Annotated in this window: 18 protein-coding genes; 14 read left to right on the top strand and 4 right to left on the bottom strand. The window is 67.2% G+C overall.

Annotated features, from left to right (window positions below; all coding sequences use genetic code 11):
* Nucleotides 1–61 precede the first annotated feature (61 nt).
* The 7 genes from HND55_00505 to HND55_00475 all read left to right on the top strand — a co-directional run bounded on the left by HND55_00505 (nt 62) and on the right by HND55_00475 (nt 5,248).
* Nucleotides 62–454 carry a hypothetical protein gene (locus tag HND55_00505; protein QKK03933.1) on the top strand — a complete coding sequence of 131 codons (393 nt, stop codon included), beginning with the start codon at nt 62–64 and terminating at the stop codon, nt 452–454.
* Nucleotides 455–497: 43 nt separating this feature from the next.
* A complete protein-coding gene (locus HND55_00500) occupies nt 498–1,079 on the top strand; it encodes a methyltransferase domain-containing protein (protein ID QKK01252.1) in 582 nt (193 codons plus the stop codon).
* A gap of 61 nt (nt 1,080–1,140) precedes the next feature.
* Nucleotides 1,141–1,953: an alpha/beta fold hydrolase gene (locus tag HND55_00495; GenBank protein QKK01251.1), complete on the top strand. Its 813-nt coding sequence runs from the start codon at nt 1,141–1,143 to the stop codon at nt 1,951–1,953.
* Nucleotides 1,954–2,025: 72 nt separating this feature from the next.
* Entirely contained in the window at nt 2,026–2,508 is a 483-nt protein-coding gene (locus HND55_00490) for an ester cyclase (protein ID QKK01250.1), read from the top strand.
* Between the two features lie 82 nt (nt 2,509–2,590).
* Nucleotides 2,591–3,430 carry a hypothetical protein gene (locus HND55_00485; GenBank protein ID QKK03932.1) on the top strand — a complete coding sequence of 280 codons (840 nt, stop codon included), beginning with the start codon at nt 2,591–2,593 and terminating at the stop codon, nt 3,428–3,430.
* 36 nt (nt 3,431–3,466) lie between these two features.
* Nucleotides 3,467–4,480 (top strand): Tat pathway signal protein, encoded by a 1,014-nt coding sequence (locus tag HND55_00480; GenBank protein QKK01249.1) that lies wholly within the window; start codon nt 3,467–3,469, stop codon nt 4,478–4,480.
* Between the two features lie 54 nt (nt 4,481–4,534).
* On the top strand, nt 4,535–5,248 hold the full coding sequence (locus HND55_00475) for a VIT family protein (GenBank protein ID QKK01248.1): 714 nt from the start codon (nt 4,535–4,537) through the stop codon (nt 5,246–5,248).
* A 6-nt stretch (nt 5,249–5,254) separates the two neighbouring features.
* Here HND55_00475 and HND55_00470 read toward each other — a convergent pair whose 3' ends face one another.
* Complete coding sequence (locus HND55_00470) at nt 5,255–6,469, bottom strand: arsenic efflux protein (GenBank protein QKK01247.1); 1,215 nt, start codon at nt 6,467–6,469, stop codon at nt 5,255–5,257.
* A 164-nt stretch (nt 6,470–6,633) separates the two neighbouring features.
* Between HND55_00470 and HND55_00465 the strand changes: the two genes are divergently transcribed.
* Entirely contained in the window at nt 6,634–6,969 is a 336-nt protein-coding gene (locus HND55_00465; protein QKK01246.1) for a QacE family quaternary ammonium compound efflux SMR transporter, read from the top strand.
* A gap of 79 nt (nt 6,970–7,048) precedes the next feature.
* Nucleotides 7,049–7,663, top strand: a complete 615-nt coding sequence (locus HND55_00460) for a cation transporter (protein ID QKK01245.1) — start codon at nt 7,049–7,051, stop codon at nt 7,661–7,663.
* 66 nt (nt 7,664–7,729) lie between these two features.
* Here the strand turns inward: HND55_00460 and HND55_00455 are convergent, their stop codons facing one another.
* Both HND55_00455 and HND55_00450 read right to left on the bottom strand, forming a co-directional pair.
* Nucleotides 7,730–8,443, bottom strand: a complete 714-nt coding sequence (locus tag HND55_00455) for an HAD family hydrolase (GenBank protein ID QKK03931.1) — start codon at nt 8,441–8,443, stop codon at nt 7,730–7,732.
* 16 nt (nt 8,444–8,459) lie between these two features.
* Nucleotides 8,460–9,326, bottom strand: coding sequence for an aminotransferase class IV (locus tag HND55_00450; GenBank protein QKK01244.1), 867 nt, complete (start codon nt 9,324–9,326; stop codon nt 8,460–8,462).
* Nucleotides 9,327–9,499: 173 nt separating this feature from the next.
* Here HND55_00450 and HND55_00445 point away from each other — a divergent pair, with 173 nt between their 5' ends.
* The 3 genes from HND55_00445 to HND55_00435 all read left to right on the top strand — a co-directional run bounded on the left by HND55_00445 (nt 9,500) and on the right by HND55_00435 (nt 11,425).
* Nucleotides 9,500–9,859 (top strand): VOC family protein, encoded by a 360-nt coding sequence (locus HND55_00445; protein QKK03930.1) that lies wholly within the window; start codon nt 9,500–9,502, stop codon nt 9,857–9,859.
* An 87-nt stretch (nt 9,860–9,946) separates the two neighbouring features.
* A complete protein-coding gene (locus tag HND55_00440; GenBank protein ID QKK01243.1) occupies nt 9,947–10,876 on the top strand; it encodes an alpha/beta hydrolase in 930 nt (309 codons plus the stop codon).
* Nucleotides 10,877–10,894: 18 nt separating this feature from the next.
* Complete coding sequence (locus tag HND55_00435) at nt 10,895–11,425, top strand: hypothetical protein (GenBank protein ID QKK01242.1); 531 nt, start codon at nt 10,895–10,897, stop codon at nt 11,423–11,425.
* Nucleotides 11,426–11,442: 17 nt separating this feature from the next.
* Here HND55_00435 and HND55_00430 read toward each other — a convergent pair whose 3' ends face one another.
* The gene (locus tag HND55_00430) at nt 11,443–12,933 is read right to left on the bottom strand and encodes an alkaline phosphatase family protein (protein QKK01241.1); all 1,491 of its coding nucleotides are present in this window, start codon (nt 12,931–12,933) and stop codon (nt 11,443–11,445) included.
* A gap of 146 nt (nt 12,934–13,079) precedes the next feature.
* Between HND55_00430 and HND55_00425 the strand changes: the two genes are divergently transcribed.
* Nucleotides 13,080–13,697 carry a hypothetical protein gene (locus HND55_00425; protein ID QKK01240.1) on the top strand — a complete coding sequence of 206 codons (618 nt, stop codon included), beginning with the start codon at nt 13,080–13,082 and terminating at the stop codon, nt 13,695–13,697.
* Between the two features lie 121 nt (nt 13,698–13,818).
* The gene (locus HND55_00420) at nt 13,819–15,822 is read left to right on the top strand and encodes an AsmA family protein (protein ID QKK01239.1); all 2,004 of its coding nucleotides are present in this window, start codon (nt 13,819–13,821) and stop codon (nt 15,820–15,822) included.
* The last annotated feature ends 39 nt before the right edge of the window (nt 15,823–15,861 follow it).

The raw sequence follows: 15,861 nt of genomic DNA, 5'->3' as shown, positions 1-15,861 counted from the left end.
TGTCGCCGCTTGCGGGTTTCGTCGCAGGCATAATGGAACCTGGCTTGTCCGGTCAGTTGCCATGACAAACCCGACTTCCGGTCGGCTGGTTGGCGCGCTCGTTTGCGGCGTGGCGGCGCTGTTCGGCCTGCTCACCCTCTTCGCCGGCGGCCGGGTCCTGCTGGGCGCCGATCCCGGTTATGTCGTCTACCTGCCCCTGCTGGTTTTCAACACGGGCATGGGGCTGGTTTACCTGGCCGTCGCCTTGATCGGCTGGCGCGATCCCGTGCACGGTCGCGGTGGCGCGGCGCTGGTCTTCGGCCTGAACCTGCTGGTGCTGGTCGGTATTTTCATTCTGCATTCGTCCGGGGCGGCCATTGCCGCCGACAGCCTGCGCGCGATGACGCTGCGCACCGTGGTCTGGCTGGTGCTGCTGGCCGGTTTCTGGTGGCTGGCCCGCAAGGCGCGCAAGTGAGCAAGCGGACCGCGCCAGGGGCCGGTTGACGCGAGGCGCGACGATGGCGCGAGGTCTTGAACAGATTCCCTGGCTCTACGACGCCATGATGTGGACGCAGCCGGGCCTGGACCGCTGGCGCGGCAGGCTCATCGCGGGCGCGGCCGGTCGCGTGCTGGAGGTCGGCTGCGGCACCGGGCTGGCGCTTCGCCATTACTCCGAGGATGTGCGCGTGGCCGGGCTCGATCCGGCCCTCGAGGCGCTGGCGAAGGCGCGGCGACGGGTGCCCGGCACGTCCCTGGTCAACGGTTCGGCCGAAGCCCTGCCGTTTGCCGACGACAGCTTCGACTGCGTGGTCTCCAGCCTGGTGTTTTGCAGCGTGCCCGACCCGCGCCGCGGCCTGGCCGAGGTCCGGCGCGTGCTCAAGGCGGAAGGCCGGCTGCTGATGCTCGAGCACGTGCAGGCCCGTTCGCGCATCGGCGCCCGGCTGCTCGACACCGTCCAGCCGCTGTGGACAAAAGTGGCCGGCGGCTGCCATCCCAATCGGCGCACCGAGGCGCTGGTCGAACAGGCCGGTTTTCGCATTGATCGCGAAAGCCTGCGCAGCCGCGGGCTGTTCCGCAGCTTCGCGGCCCATCCACAATGAACCATTAGCGCCGGTCCGGGTTCGGCGATACACTGCGAGGCAAGGCCCGAGGCAGAAGACAATGGTCGAAAACCAGGGCATCGAGATCTACTTCGAGGACACGGGCGCCGGCCCGCCGCTGGTGCTGGGGCACAGTTTCCTGTGTTCCGGCACGATGTGGCGCCAGCAGCTGCCGGCCCTGGCTGGCGACTACCGCGTCATCAATCCCGATCTGCGTGGCCACGGCCGATCCGGTCATGCCACCGCGCCCTTCTCGCTCTACGATGCCGTCGAGGATGTCGTTGCCGTGCTCGACGGGCTGGAGATCGAGCGGGCCGTCTGGTGCGGGCTTTCGATCGGCGGCATGATCGCCCTGCGGGCGGCGCTGACGCATCCCGATCGCGTCGGCGGGCTCATCCTGATGGACACGGATGCCGGCCGGGAGTCCGTGTTGCGCGCACTGAAGTATCGTGCCATGGGCCTGGGGGTTCGGGCCGTCGGCCTGGGCCCGTTCATACCCGCCGTAGCCCGCCTGATGTTCGGCTCGACCACCCGGCGCGAAAACCCCGCCATCGTCGATGACTGGAAGGCGCAGGTGCGCTCCATGCACGTGCCCTCGGCGCTGCGAGGCCTGGAGGCATTGCTCGAGCGCGACTCGCTGCTCGAACGGCTGGAGGAGATCGACGTGCCGGCGCTGGTCGTCGTGGGCGAGGAGGACCGATCGCTGCCGCCCGCGCTGTCGCGACAGATCCACGAACGCCTGCCCGGTTCCACGCTGCGGGTGATCCCGCGGGCGGGGCACCTTTCGTCGCTCGAGCGGCCGCAGGCGGTTAACGCAGCCCTGCTCGAATTTCTCGGGCAACACGCCGGCGGCGAAAGCACGGCGCGTACCTGAATCGGGGGAGACGCTCGTGCGGGTGCGGGCGCGGGTTACTTCATCAGAGGGGGGTGTAACGGGAGCACGATCATGTTCAAGAAACCATTGCTGGTCTTCATCATCGGGCTGGCCCTGTCCGCCGGCTGTTCCCAGGACCTGGCCGAGGTCAACAAACAAACCGTCCGGCAGATGATCGCGGCGATCAACGAACGCGATTTCGAAGCCCTGGACCGGCTTGTGGCGGCCGATGTTCATCGTTACAGCGCGGCGACGCCGGGCGTGACGGTCGAGAATCTCGAGCAGTTCAAGGCCTACCTGCGCCAGGACCTGGCGGCGGTACCGGATGCCAGCCAGGAAATCAAACATCTGCTGGGCGAGGATGACCTGGTTGCCGTTCACGCGCGCTATCGTGGCACCCAGAAGGGGCATTTCGGCCCGTTTCCGCCCACCGACAAGCCCCTCGACATCCCCTTCATCGCCGTGTTGCGCCTGGAACAAGGCAAGATCGCCGAAATGTGGGTCGAGTGGGACAACCTGAATGCGTTGACCCAGCTCGGGCATTCTCCGCGATAGGGCTGGCGGAGCGAGGGCAAATGCTGCAACGAGCAAGCTGCGCGCGGGTGCGATCCGGCCGAGTGAGGGCCCCCCGGTGCCGGTGGAGGCGTCCGTGAGTACCGCCCTCGGCCTGGTGCTCGTGGTCTTCCTGGCCCTTTACGCCTGGCGGCTTCGTGACTACCGGGCGGACGAAAAGGCCATGCAGCGCCTGGTTTCGACGCAGCCGCATCGCCCGGCTCGCTTCGATCCGGCCCGGCTTGCCGGCCTGCCGGCAGCGGCGCAGCGCTATTTCCGGGCCGCGATCGAGCCGGGCACGCCGCTGTTTACCGTGGCCCGCATCGAGATGCGCGGGCGCTTCGGTATGGGCAGCCGGGAGCGACCCGGCTACATGGCGATGAGCGCGCGCCAGGTGCTGGCCGCGCCCGAGGGCTTTGTCTGGTCGATGTCGGCCCGTCGCGGGCCGATGATTTTCTCCGGCTCCGACAGCGAGCGCTGGACGCGCTTCTGGCTGATGGGCGTGCTGCCGGTCGCGCGCCTGGGCGGTGATCCCGACCACGCACGCTCGGCCTTCGGCCGCTACGTCGCTGAGGCGGTGTTCTGGACCCCGGCCGCCCTGTTGCCCGGGCCCGGCGTGACCTGGGAGGCGCTTGGCCAAAGCTGCGCCCGCGTGACCGTCGCCCATGGCGGGCTGTCGCAGGCCGTCGACGTCGAGGTCGATTCCGACGGCCGGCCCTGCGAGGTGCGTTTCGACCGCTGGAGCAACGCCAACGCCGAGCGGCGCCACCGCCTGCAGCCGTTCGGCGGCAGGCTTTCGGCCTTCCGCAGCTTCGACGGCTTTTGCCTGCCCACGCACGTCGAGGCGGGCAATCACTTCGGCACGCCGGACTATTTCCCCTTCTTCGTCGTCGACGTGACCCGCGTCGATTTTCCCGAACCGTGAATTCATGACGGCGGGCAGCAAACGCGGAGGCAAATCATGAACTACCAGCAGGCGGTCGAGGAAACCAGGCGGGCGTGCCAGGCGCACGCGGCTGACAAGACAGCGGCGCTGCGGGCGATGGTGCGTTGCGCCACGCTTGCGCCGTCGGGCCACAACACGCAATGCTGGCGATTCCGGATTCGGGATGATGCCATCGAGGTGCTGCCCGACTGGTCGCGCCGAACGCCGGTCGTTGACCCCGACGATCACCACCTGCACGTGTCGCTGGGCTGCGCCATCGAGAACCTGGCACTGGCGGCGCGCGCTTTTGGTTTCGAAGCGCGGTCCAGCCATGACGCAGTCTCGGGCAGCAATACGGTCACGCTGGCGCCTGCGGCAGCCGAGGAGACGGATCGGTTCCGGGCCATTGCCGAGCGCCAGTGCACGCGAGCGGAATACGACGGCAAGGCGCTGGCCAACGGTGAGCTTGTCCAGCTCGAAGCGGCCGGCCAGGGGCGGGGCGTCGGCATGCTGGTGCTGACCGATCACCAGGCCATGGAGCGCGTGCTCGAATACGTGGTGGAAGGCAATACGCGCCAGGTCGGCGACCCGGCGTTCGTCAGGGAACTGGAGCACTGGATTCGCTTCAGCGACCGCGAGGCGGTAGCGCGCGGCGACGGTCTTTCGGCCCGCGCCACGGGTGCGCCCCCGGCGCCGCGCTGGCTCGGGCGCTGGCTGTTCCGCGCCTTCTTCCGGGCGCGGCCCGAAGCCGACAAGTACGCCCGGCAGATTCGCAGTTCGGCGGGCATTGCCGTGTTCCACTCGGCGGTCGACGACACGGCGCACTGGGTCGAGGCCGGGCGTTGCTACCAGCGTTTCGCGCTCCAGGCGACCGCCCTGGGCATTCGCAATGCCTTCCTCAACCAACCCGTGGAGGCGTCGGACCTGCGCCCGGAGTTTGCCGCCGCCCTCGGGCTTGACGGCGCGCGCCCGGACCTGGTCGTGCGCTTCGGTCGCGGCCCGGTCATGCCGAAATCGCTCAGGAGGCCGGTCGATGCGGTGCTGGATTGATGGCTGTTGCGCCCAGGAAACGCGCGGTTTCGCGGGCGTGGCGGTAGCGTGCAGATGACGGAATCGAGCAGCGGACCGGAGCATCTTCACCAGCCGCATCGCGTGCACCGCACGGTCTGGCTGCGGGCGGCCGTGATGGGCGCCAACGACGGCATCGTTTCGACCTCGAGCCTGATCATCGGCGTGGCGGCCGCCGGCGCCACGCACGAAAACATCCTGATCGCCGGCGTGGCCGGACTGATCGCCGGTGCGATGTCGATGGCCGCGGCCGAGTACGTTTCGGTCAGTTCGCAGGCTGATACCGAGAAAGCCGACCTGGCTGTCGAGCAGAAATCGATCGAGGAAAACCCGGAGGCCGAGCGTGCGGAACTGGCGGCGATCTATCGCCAGCGCGGGCTGGACGCGGCGCTGGCCGACAAGGTGGCCGAGCGGTTAATGGAACACGACGCCCTCGGCGCCCACGCCCGAGACGAAATCGGAATTTCGGAGCAGACGAGTGCGCGTCCCATCCTGGCTGCGATGTCGTCGGCAGTGACCTTTTCCATGGGTGCCGGCCTGCCGCTGGGCGTGGCCTGGCTGTCGCCGATCGACCTGGTCATTCCGATGGTGGCCGGCGCCTGCTTGCCCCTGCTGGCCGGGCTGGGCGCGGTGGCAGCGCAAACCGGCGGGGCTTCGATCTGGGTGGGCGCAGCCCGGGTCGCGTTTTGGGGCACCCTGGCCATGGCGGCCACTGCTGGCGTCGGGCGCCTGTTCGGCGTGGCCACCTGACAGGCTTCAGCCCATCAGGAAATAGACCGCGTAGCCGACGATGAGCGCCGGGATGCCGGTGTACAGGGTGGCCACGATAGCGGCCTTCGGCGCCAGGGCAATCGCGGGAAACAAGGCATCGCCGTCATTGCTGATTGCGTTGGCGAACAATGCGGCCACGGGGATGGCGCCGGTCAGGTAGAGCGTGGTGACGATGATCTGCGGCCCGCAGCCGGGCAGGAAACCGACCAGCGCGGCGATCAGCGGCGTCAGCGGCGCCCAGACTGCGAACCAGCTGTTGAGGTTGGCGCCGGTGAAGTGCACGCCGAGTTCGAACAGCAGGAAGGCGGCGATGACCCATACGGTGACGAAGTTGGTGTCGTTGATGACCCGCAAGACTGGGGTGGGGCTGGGCTCGGCCAGGTCGCTGGGGTTGGCGGCGGTGTACTGGTGACCGGGGTCGGACGACAGGTGGGCTGCCCACATCAGCAGTGCCAGGCAGCCGCCGGCAAAGCCCAGCAGCGTGACTGGCTGGTAGGTGGACAAGCTTCCGAACCAGCTATTGGGGTCGAGCTGCATGGCGATCGGCACGGCGAAGACCAGGCCCGGCAGCATCAGCGCGATCCAGACCGGGTGGAGCGTGCGGATGGAGATCGAGCGATGGCGCGCGGCCGCCGCCCGGCGCTCGGCCTCTTCCGGCGAGGTCAGGGACTGCTGGCGCATGAAGTCGCGCCCATGAAGGGCCTCGAGCAGGTAGCCGCTGATGGTGCCCACGATCATGCCCAGGGCGAAGACCATCAGCCCGGTCAGCGGTTCGCGCGCCAGCAGCAGGAAGGCGGCGTCGCCCATGGTGGCGGTGAGCACGGCGATCAGCGCGCCGAAACCGACGTGGCCGTTGACGTACTGGGTGACCACGACAATCGCGCCGCCGCAGCCCGGCAGCGCGCCCAGGAAGGCGGCAACGGGCACCTGGCTGCGCGGATGCCCGCTCAGAAACGCGGCCATGTCGAAATTGAACAGGCGCTCGGCGCCGTAGATCAGCGCCAGGGTGAAGGCGACGAACACCGACACCTGCAGGTAGGCCTCGCTGACGGTTTCGACCATGATCCGGCCGGCCCCGGGAACGGCCACGCCCAGGGCAAGTAGCGCAAACGGGATAAGCAGGCGCCACGACAGCAACACCGGCGCAGTCCCGCCGGACTCGCTGAGTCGCCGTTGCGCCGATACAATGCGAGAGATCATTTTGCTACCATCGGTCTTTCAGTCTATGAGACTACTCCAGGCCCGGTGGCGGCGGGGTGGAAATTGACTGGCCGAGCCTCCTGGTGCCATTGCGATCCCCTTCTATTGCGAACCGGACCACCGGCCGGCCGGATCCTCTGACTGCAACCGCATGGAGAAACGCGATGTCCCATTGGCTCTACCTGTCGATCGCGATCGTCGCCGAGGTCATCGGCACGTCGTATCTCAAGAGTGCGGAAGGCTTCACCAGGCTTGGTCCGTCGCTGGCGGTTGTGGCCTCTTACACCGTCGCGTTCTTCTTTCTCGGCCTGGCGCTCAAGACCCTGCCGGTGGGTATCGCCTATGCCATCTGGGCCGGTGTCGGGGTGGCGCTGATTGCGCTGGCCGGATATGCCTTCTTCGGCCAGCGCCTGGACGCGCCGGCGCTTGTGGGCATGGCGCTGATTGTCGCCGGCGTGGTGATTATCAACGTGTTTTCACGAACGGTGGCCGGCGAGTAGCCGGGTTACAGTAGGCACTCCGATTCGAGCAGGCAGGCCAACTCCAGGTGCCGGACCCTTTTTCCACAAGCCCGAGTTCATGAGCGGTTGCTGCAACCACGGTGATTCGTTAGCGCTGCTGCGCGAGCGCCAGCGCGGTACGCTGCATGTGGTATTCGCCATCAACGCGGTGATGTTTTTCATCATCGTGGCTGCAGCCTGGGCCGCTCACTCCAGCGCCTTGCTGGCCGACAGCCTGGACAATTTCGGCGACGCGTTCACCTACGCGATCAGCCTGTATGCCGTGGCGCGAGGGCGACGAACCAAGGCGCGTGTCGCTCTGCTCAAGGGCGGGCTGATCCTGCTTGCCGCCGCCGTGGTGGCTGCCCAGATCGTCTACCGGCTGTTCGTGCCGGCCACGCCGGTATTCGAACTGATGGGGGCGTTCAGCCTGGTCGCCCTGGCGGCCAACGCCACCTGCCTGTTCCTGCTCATGCGTCACCGGGATGACGACGTCAACATGAACTCGGTGTGGGAATGCTCGCGTAACGATATCGTGGCCAACCTGTCGGTATTCGCGGCCGCGGCGGCAGTCTGGGCGACCGGCTCGGCCTGGCCCGACCTGCTTGTGGCGGGACTGTTGGTGCTGTTCCTGCTGCGCTCGGCCCTGCGGGTAATGGCCCGCGCCGGCCGGGAGCTTCGCCAGTCTGCGTGAGCAGGCAGCGGACCATCCCCAAACGCTCGACAAACCGGTCACGCACTCCCCTGCAGCGCTGAATCCTCATACCCCCAGGCGCTTGCGGTAGAGCTGCTCGTAGAGCGGCCGGCAGCTTTGGGCCACTGCTCGTGCCCGCCCCGCCAGCTCCGGTGGCGCGCCCGGCGGCGGGCCAAAGCCGGTTGTTTCCCACACCTTCTGATACCAGTGGGGCGCCCACACGCCGTCGCTTTCGCGCGGTCCGGCGGGCCAGGACAGCATCTCGTTGCTGAAGGGAATGTGAAGCCGCTCGCACAGGGCGCGCAGATGGCCTTCCGGATCGGTCAGGAACTCGCCGCTGTCGATGATCGGCGGGTTCTGACCGACCCTGCCGGTGATGAAGTCGTGGAGTGCCTGCTGCTGCGGTACGCCGATGGCTTCGGGCGAGACAGTGTCGCGCTTGCCCAGGTAGGAAGCGACCACGTGGCGCGGGTCACGGATGAGGAAGACGTGAGTGAGTTTCGACAGCCAGCCGGTATCCATCATCTCCGGCAGGATGTGATGGGTCATGTGCTTCTGGTACCAGACCGGCCTGCCTTCGGGTGCCGCGCCGGTGAGATCGTCAACCACCGAGCGCCAGTCGCAGTCCATGGCCGCGACGATCTCCTCGTGCATTGGGTGCTTTTCTCCGCTGATCTTCAGCCAGGCGCCGTAGAGCGGCTCGTCGCTGACCGCGCAGTCGGGGCGGTTTTCGAAGGCGCGCATCATGGCCGTGGAGATGTTGCGCGGTCCCGACCACATGGCGATACGAAGCGGCTCAGTCACCGGCCGCCCTTCGAAGCAGCTCGACGTAGAGCCGCTGCAGCCGTTCGGTGACCGGACCGCGCTCGCCGCTGCCGATCGTTCGCCCGTCGACCTCGCCGACCGGGCGAATGCCCGACAGGGTGCCGGTGGTGAAGGCTTCCTCGGAGGCATAGACGTCGGTCAGGCTGAAGTTCTTCTCCTGACAGGGGATGCCAATGTCGCGGCACAGTTCCAGCATGTGGCCGCGCGTGATGCCACCAAGGCAGTAACGCCCGTCAGAGGTCATTACGACCCCGCCGCGCACGATGAAGAAGTGCGTCGAGTTGCAGGTGGCAACGAAGCCGTCGGGATCAAGCATCAGCGCCTCGTCGGCACCGGCCACGCTGGCCTGAATGCAGGCCAGGATGCAGTTGAGCTTGCTGTGGCTATTCAGGCGCGGGTCCTGCACGTCGGGTGCGCCGCGGTGGACATGCACGGTGAACAGGCGCTGCGGCTTCTGCAGGATCTCCTCGGTGACCGGATGATGGCCGGGAATGATCACGACCGTTGGTCCGCCAGCGACCAGGCGCGGGTCCTGGTAGGGTGAGCGTCGGATGCCGCGCGTGAGCATGATGCGCAGGTGGGCGTCGTCGGCCAGGCCGTTGGCCTCGATGACGGCCGAGACGGCTTCGACCAGCGCCTCCCGCCCGGGCATTCCCGTCAGCATGAGTGCCTTAGCCCCTTCCTCCAGCCGTGCCAGGTGCGCCTGAAGAAAGGCCGCCTGGCCGCCAACGACCCGCACACCCTCCCAGACCCCGTCGCCCAGTACGAAGCCGGAGTCGAAGACCGACACGCTCGCTTGCGCCTCGGGGACGAGCCGGCCATTGATCCAGATCTGCATCGCTACGTTCACTCTTCCCGTGGGGTCGAAGCGAGTCTAGCAGACCAGCCTCGTCCTGCCCGGCGCAGCTTGACGGCTGGGTGGTGTCGAGGCATGCTCGGTTCTTCCGTGCAACGCGCCTGTCCCTTCAGCGAACGGGCAGCCAGGAGAAAGACGTGTCCCCCCCGAACCACATCCACCACGCGATCGACTACATCGAAATCCCGGTAACCGACCTGGCCCGCGCCAAGCGCTTCTACGGCGAGGTCTTCGGCTGGCGTTTCAACGACTACGGCGACCAGTACGTCGGTATCCGGCGGCCCGGCGGCGGGCGCGACGAGGAATCGGGCGGCTTCCGTCCGGTCGAGTCGGTCACGCCCGGCGGCGTGCTGCTCATTCTCTTTTCCGACGATCTCGACGCCAGCCTGGCGGCGGTGCGCGCGGCCGGTGCCGGGGTCACGGCCGAACCCTTCGAGTTTCCAGGCGGTCGGCGCTTTCATTTTCACGACCCCGACGGCCATGAGCTGGCGGTCTGGACGCCGGCGTCTGAGTGATGTCGCGGGCGGTCTCCCGACAGCGAGCCGCACCAGCAAGGGCTGACGGTGGTCAGTGAGGACCGACCAAGCAGACGACGAGTCGGCATGCTGCTGGCCGCGCTCTGGGTGAGCACGAGCGTGGCGGCGAACGAGCCGGTGGGATGGGCGGAAATCGTCGCGCAGCCCAGTCCCGAACCCGGTCAGCGCATCGCCTACGGCGAGGCGCCGTCCCAGTTCGGCGAGCTGCGGCTGCCCGCCGGAGAAGGTCCGTTCCCGGTGGCCGTACTCATCCACGGCGGCTGCTGGCGGGTCGAATACGGACTCGACCATGTCGCGCCACTGGCCGCCGATCTGGCGCGGCACGGCGTTGCCGTCTGGTCGCTGGAATACCGACGCCTGGGCGAGGACGGCGGCGGCTGGCCGGGCACTTTCGATGACGTGGCCGCAGGCTACGCGCAGCTCGGTGAGCTGGACAAAGGCCTGCCGCTCGATCTCGATCGCGTGGTGCTGGCCGGGCATTCGGCCGGCGGCCACCTGGCGCTGTGGCTGGCCGGTCGGGAGCAGCTGCCGGCCGAACATCCCTGGCGCGCTCGAAACGCCCCCGGCCTGCGCGGCGTGGTCGCGCTGGCCGCCATCACCGACCTGGAGCGCTATGCCCGCGGCGAGGGCAGCTGCAATCGGTCGGCGGCGGCGCTGCTGGGCGAGTCCGACTCGATGCGGCAGGCGCGCCTGCCGCTGGCCAGCCCGGCGCGCCTGCTGCCGCCGAGCGTGCCGGTGTACCTGGTCCACGGTCGTGTCGACCCGATCGTTCCGCTTGCCCAGAGCGTGATCCACGCGGCCCGAATTCGCGCCGTTGGCGGTGCGGCCGAGCGCCATATCGTCGAAGGTGCCGGTCATTTTGATCCGATCGCGCCATTTGCGCCGGCCTGGGTCGAGGCGCGTTCGGTCATTTTGCGCCTGCTCGGAGTCGGCCTGACCGGCGGTCAGGCGCTGCTGCCGCCTGGCTCCGGACCGGCTATGATTGCGGTTCAGTGATTCAACGGACCCAAGCCCATGAAAATGGCTTTTCTGTTTTTATGCCTGTTGTCGCTTCCCGCTGCGTTCGCTCAGTCGCCTTATGCCAAGCAGGAATCCCGCGCAATCAAGGCGCTTTCAGACGAGCGTATCAGCGCGCTGGAGATGGGACGAGGGCTGGGTTATGCGAAGGCCGCGGAACTCAACGGCTATCCCGGTCCGCTGCACGTTCTGGAAATGGCTGATGAGCTCGGGCTCGATGCCGAGCAGCGCCGACGCAGCCAGGCGCTTTTGGAAGCAATGCGAGATCGCGCCAGAGCCCTGGGTCGTGAGCTGATCGCGGCCGAGGCGACGCTCGACCGGCTGTTTGCCGAGGGCGGTGCTTCCGGACAGCGACTGAGCGAACGGGTCTCCGAAAGTGCCCGCATCGAAGGCGAGCTGCGCCAGGTGCACCTGCAGGCTCACATCGAGCAGGCCGCGCTGCTCAGCGACGAGCAGATCGCTGCCTACGCGAGGCGGCGTGGTTACGGCGACCGGGCGGGGCATAACGGAGCTCACCCCGGGCATTGAGCGCGGGCCGGGCCGCTTCAAGGCAGACGCCGGCAGCCTTCCAGCGAACGGCCGTCGACCCGGCCGCCGGCCGTCTCGCCGTCGATCTCGAAGGCCAGGTCGACCGCCTCGAAGTGTCCGTCACCGACCCGGTCGAGCACGTGAATGAATTCGCCGATGTGGAGCGCCATGTGCTGTGCCCCGATGCGCGCCTCGACGATTTCGCTCCGGCAGTCGAATCGCTCTGCCCGGTAGGCCGGCGCCGGTCCGTCACCGAGATAGGGGCTGAACGCCTCCAGGCGACCCTCGTGCTCGGCGGGCTGGAGGTCGAGCAGCTCGGCCATCAGCGCATACAGATCGACGCTGTGCACGGCCGGCGAACGGGTTCCCGCAATGAAGTCCGGGCCACGGGCGATGAAGACGCCATGCATCTCGGCCAGCGCCGGATCCCAGCCGTGCATGCCCAGTGGCGGTGAGCGGTCGTTGGCCGCGAACGGAGCGGCCGTGATCAGCCAGCCCGGATCGGCCTCGACGAGCACATCGGGCACCCTGCGGTGGCTGCCGAAGTGATAGCGGGCCGGGATTTCGTCGCGCCTCCATGCGCGCAGGTGCGGGTGCGCCTCGCGCAGCTCTGCGACCAGGTCCTGCGGGTCACGCGCCCCTGTCCAGATCTGCGCTGCCGGGCCCCAGTCGGAGATGTTGAGACCGGTCAGGTCGATCAGTTCATTGAGCAGGATGCTGCGCTGTGTATCGACGTCGGACATGCCGTGGTCCGATACCACGATGATGTTGATCGCATCGAGTCGATTGTCCGCTTCGAGCGCGTCGAGCAGATCGCCGAGATGGCCGTCGACGTCAGCGACTGCGGCGCGCGTCATTTCAGACAGCGGTCCACCACGATGGCCGGCTGAATCGACGGCGCTGAAATACAAGGTGAGGAAGGCGGGGCGTTGGTCGGGCGGCAGGTCGAGCCAGTCCAGGATCTGGTCGATGCGCTCGGCGTGTGCAACGCGACCGTCGTAGGGCTTCCAGTAGGTCGGGCGCACCCGCCCGATGCAAGCCTCCGAACCGGGCCAGAAATAGGTCGCGGTGATCAAGCGCTGACGCTCGGCGGTGACCCAGATCGGCTCGCCGCCCTGATACCAGTAGCCGTCGCTAACGGCCTCTCGATCACGCAGGGAAAAGCGGGATTGTCGTCTCGGATCCCACATGTTGTTGGCCACCACGCCGTGCGTGCCCGGGTGCAGCCCGGTGACAAGGCTGTAATGGGTAGCGAAGGTCTTGGTTGGAAAGACCTGGTGAAGGCTGTCGGCGCGCAGCCCGTCCCGCGCCAGGCGATCGAGCGCTGGAGTCTCAAAGTGATCGAGATAGTCGTATCGAAAGCCGTCAATCGAGACCAGCAGCAGCGGCGTAGTCTGGCGCGGATCGTCGCGCAACTCGCTGTGGCAGCCGAGCCGGCAGCCGGTGATCAGGGCGATCAGGCCGAGCAAGGCCAGGCAGCCTGAAAAGCGGGCGATGTTTCTGATCACGGCAGCTCCTGCGACTGCTTATGCGGGTCGGCATATGGTACGGATTATTTGTGACCGGTTGACGGAAGTCGGTGAGGTCTGGCCGAAAATACGGAAAAAATACGTATCAATGGCAACTTTCTCCGTACAAAAAAGGGAATTTTGCCATGAAGGGTTTTCTCGTCGGGTGTCTGGTCGTCGTTGCGGTGCTTGTGGTGGGCGGCGGCACGCTGACCTATTTCTTTGTCGTCAAGCCTGCCTACGAGTTTGCCGTCGACCTCGATGCGTTCCAGAAGGAGTTTGCCGCCATCAGCGGGCAGATCGATCAGACGGGGCCTTACGCCGCACCGGCCGACGGTCAGGTCACACCCGAGCAGTTCCAGCGCTTTCTCGTCGCCCAGCGCGAAATCCGCGAGCATATGGCCGACCGCTTCGAGGCGCTGAAGGAGAAGTTTGACGCGATCGATCGCGAGCTGGAGGGTGAAGGCCGGCTGAGTGGTCTGGGCCAGCTGGTGAGTGGCTATCGCGATCTGGGCGATCTGCTGCTGGTCGCCAAGCGGGCCCAGGTCGAGGCGCTCAACCGCTACAATTTCTCACTGCAGGAATACTACTACGTGCGCAATCAGACCTATCTGGCGCTGGGCCAGGATGTGGCCGTGGCCGCGCTCGGAGACCAGGCGCAGCCGCGGCGGGTCTCCAACGCTCCCGAGTCGGTCGTGCAGCTGGTCGCGCCGCACCGCGACGAGCTCATGGAAGGCTACGTTTTCGCCTGGTTCGGGATCTGAGCCGGCTTTGGTCCGCCGCCACGCTGGGGCACGGCCGGAGCCAATCGCAAAAGGCGGGCGTCATCACCGGGCGGTGGGCATTGGCGTACACTGTCGTCGAGCAGTTGCGTGAGGCCGGTCCATGTTGCGACGAGTCGTTCTGATCCTGATAGTTCTTGTGGTGGTGGTACTGATTGGGGCCGCTGCCGCGGTTGCCCTGATCGATCCGGATGATTATCGCGACGAGATTGCAGCGCGCGCAACCGAGCTGCTGGGCCGCGAAGTCCGGCTTGACGGGCCGATTGATCTCAAGCTGTGGCCGCGGCTGGCCTTCGAGATCCAGGACGCGCGCCTGGGCAACCCGCCCGAGATGGCTGCCTTGCCGTTGCTCGCCGAAATCGGCCGCGCGACCGCTTCGCTGCGTCTGCTGCCGCTGTTGAGCGGCGATATCGAGATCGGCGCCGTAACGCTGGAATCGGCGCGCTTCAACCTGGTCACCAGCCGCACCGGGCAATCCAATCTTGAGGGTCTGTTTGCCGGTGAGCCAGCGCCGGATCGGCCGGATGCCGCCGAATCAGTGACCTTGCAGACCGGTACCGTTCGTCTGGCCGACGTGATGGTGGGCCTGATTGACGAGGCCAGCGGTCAGCGCCAGCAAATCCGGATCGACAGCCTGGAACTGGCACCCTTTTTCCCTGACCAGCCGACGGCGGTGACTCTGGAGGCAGCGCTGATCGAAAAAGACGCGCCGGTCGCCACGCTGGGACTGGCCGGCGAGATCACGCTGTCGGGCGCGTTCGATCGGATCGACCTGGCCGTCGATCGGGCCGACTTTGATCTGCCCGCGGCCGGTGCCAGTGCTCGGGCCAGCGCCCGCGTTTCGGTCGATCTCGCGGCCAGCCCGCAGCGGGCCGAAATCGAGGGCCTGCGGCTCGATCTGTCGCATGCGACCCTGCCCGTCGGCTTCGAGACCCGACAGCCGTTGAGCGCCACGCTGGGCAGTCCGGTCAGTGTTTCATTGCCCGCTGCCGTCATCAGCCTGAATGAACAGCAGTTCGAGCTGGACGGGCAGGCGGAGCTGGGTATGCCGCTGGTGGCGCGACTGAGCGTGACCGGTTCACGGCTGGATCTGACCGAGCTGGTGCCGGCCGAGACGGCCGCCGAAAGTGCTGGCGACACGGGTGCGCCGCAGGATTTCAGCGCGCTTGGGGCGCTCGATCTTCGCTTCGAGCTGAAGCTGGATGAACTGCTGCTGGCCGAAGGCGTGCGCCTCAACGACGTTCGCGCGCGCAGTCGGCTGCGCGATGGCCGGCTGCTGCTCGATCCACTCGGCGCGGGGTTGTTCGGCGGTCAGTTCGATGGCCGTGTCAGCGTCGACTTCAATCGCCAGCCGCCGGCCGTTTCGATGACGCCGAGGTTGTCCGGCGTGGCCATCGAGCAGCTGGCTGCGGTGGTCAGCGGGCAGCTTCCGGTGACCGGCCGTGGCGGGCTGGATCTCGATCTGTCGTTCAGTGGCCTGAGCCCGAAAGCCATTCTGGCGACCCTGGATGGCCAGGGCAGCTTCACGATTGCCGATGGCGCCGTGCGCGGTGTCGATCTTCGCCAGCTCATCGACCAGGAGCTGACGGTTTCCAACCTCGGCAACATCAGCCGTGCCTTTGGCGGAGAGACGGCTTTTCGCGAGCTCTCCGGCAGCCTGAGCGCCAGCGAGGGCGTCATCATGCTGCCCCGCTTGAACCTGGCGGCCGAGGGATTCGCGGCCAGCGGCAGCGGTCAGATCGATTTTGCCGCCGACCGGGTGGCCTACAGTGTGACGCTGGATCTGGGCGAGAATCTGGCCGCCATGATGCCCGATCAGCTGCGTCGGGCGACCGGTGGCCGCATACCGCTGGAGATTGCCGGCCCTGTGCTCGGGCCAACCGTCAGCGTGGATCTTCGCAAGATTGCCGAGCGGGCGATCAGCGAGGAAATCGGCCGGCGGTTGTTCGACCGCGACCCGGATGCCGATGAAAACGGCGAGGAGGAAACCGGTGACGCAACCCGCCGCGGTGCCGAGCAGCTGTTGCGCGGCCTGCTTGAAGGTGAGCGCGAGCGCGACGATGAGCCGGAACCTGAGCCCGCCGAGTCCGAGCCGCCGCCGGCCTGAACCCGCAGCGATCGGCCGGTGGCCTACAATGCATCGGCC

The sequence above is a fragment of the Pseudomonadota bacterium genome (genome assembly GCA_013285445.1).
In the GTDB taxonomy this organism is placed as follows: domain Bacteria; phylum Pseudomonadota; class Gammaproteobacteria; order Xanthomonadales; family Wenzhouxiangellaceae; genus Wenzhouxiangella.
Note: the sequence above shows the minus strand (reverse complement) of the source record. Positions and strands in the feature narration are given on the sequence as shown.